This is a genomic window from Clostridium sp. AF36-4, assembly GCF_003435975.1.
Classification (GTDB): Bacteria; Bacillota; Clostridia; order Lachnospirales; family Lachnospiraceae; genus Eubacterium_F.
This window is the reverse complement of record NZ_QTVH01000058.1, coordinates 1-1,977: the sequence shown is the minus strand read 5'-3', so window position 1 is coordinate 1,977 and position 1,977 is coordinate 1. Positions and strand designations below refer to the sequence as shown.

Below are 1,977 nucleotides of genomic sequence, written 5' to 3'. Positions count from 1 at the left end.
AGAAAGGAGAATAATCCATTACCCTCAAAAGAGGATAATTGGATTATACGTGATCTGAATGAATAAAAAAAATGTTAGATTTCCAGACAATCGCTGTTGATTTTGATGGCACTCTCTGCTACAGCAAATGGCCGGAGCTGGGCCAGCCCAACCAGGCACTGATTGAATATCTCCAGGAATGGAAACGCAATGACAACCTTCCGGAAATCATAGAATTCTACGGACACAACAGCCGCAAGATATCCTGCGACTACTATATTGATGACCGGATGCTGCTTCCGGAAAACGCAAAGGCATAGAACCCATAATGGGGCTATGCCTTTGTGCTTATTCTGGCATTCATTTTTAGTTAGTGCGGGTTATTTACCTAATACAGTTTTTCTCATAATAAAAATCTGTTAGTTAAACTTTTTCAAATTTTGCTACTTCATCCGATAAATCTTCCGAAAGGTTCTTATTTTCGTCCGCCTGCACTGTAATTGCTGAAATTGCTGTTACAAGTTGTGATATCTCTTGTGCTACGTTTGTAACACCTTTTGCAGATTCTTCAATTGTTATAGAAATGTTATTGATACCTTCATTCATATCATTCATTGTACCTAAGCTATCTTTTGACTTAACTGCAAACTCGTTAAATGTATTACTTGCCTGATCAGAATCAGCATCATAATTTCCAATAATTTTTACAAAGTTGTCATAATCAAGTGCTACCTTTTCATCTACAAAACGAATCATTTCCGTTGCATTTGCAGACAGATTGTTTACTGCCTCAATAACTTTTCCACTGATTTCCTGAATATTGTTTGCTGTCTCACGTGAACTATCTGCAAGCTGTCTGATTTCATCTGCAACAACGGCAAAGCCCCTGCCTGCTTCCCCTGCTCTTGCTGCTTCAATCGATGCATTAAGTGCTAGAAGATTTGTCTGTGTTGCGATATTTAAGATATTTTCTGTAAGTTTTTCAATTTCATTTACAGACTTAGATGCTTCTACTGCCTCCGCGACATCCTTATGAATGCCATCAAATGTTTCTACTGTTTTTTCTTTTGATGCAATCGCTTCTTTATAGCTATTTTCTGCAGTAAGCTTCACTTCATGCAACTTCATTGCAGAGTTCTTAGCATCCTCATTCATGCCTGCCATTTTCTCTAGCAGATTATTACATCCTTGGGCTAAATCATATAGAGAAGCAGATACCTCTTCCATGGATGCTGCAAGTTCTTCCGATGTTGCACTCACATTGGATGCACTCATATTTGAAGATTCCGCCTCATTTTGTACAAGATAGGAAGATTTTTTCATATCTTTTGATACACTCTGAATCTTTACCATAAGATTTTGTAATGTTTCAATAAAATGGTTGACACCATTTGCAAGCTGACCAATTTCATCACTGGTTTCATCAAATACTCTTAACGTAAGATTACCCTGTCCTGATTCTATACCTAAAATGATATCATCCAAATCATTCTTTGCTCTTTTTGCTGGACGAACAATGGACTTATTAATAACAATCGAAAGAAGTACGATTACAATAATATCAGCTGCCACAAGTGCAAGATCAAAAATGATGCTTCCATTTATTCTGTAGTTGCTATGTCTGATGGCTTCTGCCACTTCTCCTTTTGCTGTTTCAAAAACCGCGGTATCATTATTTTCCACTGCTTCTTCATATTGTTCAAACTGTTCTATAAGCACATTATTCTTTCCTCGAATAGCTTGTAATGCCATTAAATTCAAGACTGTAATCAAAACTGCAAAAAAGCCTACAGCCACTAACATTGTTACTAACTTTTTTCCCAAGTTCTTTCTCTTTTTCATATTTATTTTCCTTCTTTCTGCGAAAGGCACCAATGCGTTATGTTTTGGAATTTTTTACCATCATTTTACCCCCCCACAAAATTTTGTCAATACCTTATTCCTTCTTGAGTTTCCGCAGTTTTATACACAAGTGCGTCATTTTCCATATGCAGTTAT

General features: G+C 36.8%; 2 protein-coding genes. One reads left to right on the top strand and one right to left on the bottom strand.

Translation table 11 applies throughout. The annotated features are described in order from the left end of the window. Positions 1-71: 71 nt before the first annotated feature. Entirely contained in the window at positions 72-299 is a 228-nt protein-coding gene (locus tag DW005_RS13505; protein ID WP_117480187.1) for a hypothetical protein, read from the top strand. A gap of 103 nt (positions 300-402) precedes the next feature. Here DW005_RS13505 and DW005_RS13500 read toward each other — a convergent pair whose 3' ends face one another. Beyond that, complete coding sequence (locus DW005_RS13500; protein ID WP_117480186.1) at positions 403-1,821, bottom strand: methyl-accepting chemotaxis protein; 1,419 nt, start codon at positions 1,819-1,821, stop codon at positions 403-405. Positions 1,822-1,977: the final 156 nt, after the last annotated feature.

What these genes read in the sequence shown, in the direction of transcription:
- DW005_RS13505 (WP_117480187.1), top strand. Translation starts at nt 72, where the DNA reads ATGTTAGATTTCCAGACAATCGCTGTTGATTTTGATGGCACTCTCTGC.
- DW005_RS13500 (WP_117480186.1), bottom strand. Translation starts at nt 1,821, where the DNA reads ATGAAAAAGAGAAAGAACTTGGGAAAAAAGTTAGTAACAATGTTAGTG.